Below are 227 nucleotides of genomic sequence, written 5' to 3'. Positions count from 1 at the left end.
TGGTAGGCCTGAGTGGACTTGAACCACCGACCTCACCCTTATCAGGGGTGCGCTCTAACCACCTGAGCTACAAGCCTATTGATACCGCTACTTCTATTTCATCAGACAATCTGTGTGGACACGTCACAAGAACACCTCAAGGATAAGGAGGTGATCCAACCGCAGGTTCCCCTACGGTTACCTTGTTACGACTTCACCCCAGTCATGAATCACAAAGTGGTAAGCGC

General features: G+C 50.7%; 1 tRNA gene and 1 rRNA gene. Both read right to left on the bottom strand.

From position 1 onward, the window contains the following. Positions 1-77: transfer RNA gene (locus tag AAZR93_RS21780), tRNA-Ile, on the bottom strand. 66 nt (positions 78-143) lie between these two features. Beyond that, positions 144-227 (bottom strand): 16S ribosomal RNA (locus AAZR93_RS21775); the annotation flags it as partial.

The sequence above is a fragment of the Providencia sp. Je.9.19 genome, assembly GCF_051129765.1.
Lineage (GTDB): Bacteria > Pseudomonadota > Gammaproteobacteria > Enterobacterales > Enterobacteriaceae > Providencia.
The sequence above is the reverse complement of the archived record's forward strand: the minus strand, read 5'-3'. Positions and strand labels throughout refer to the sequence as shown.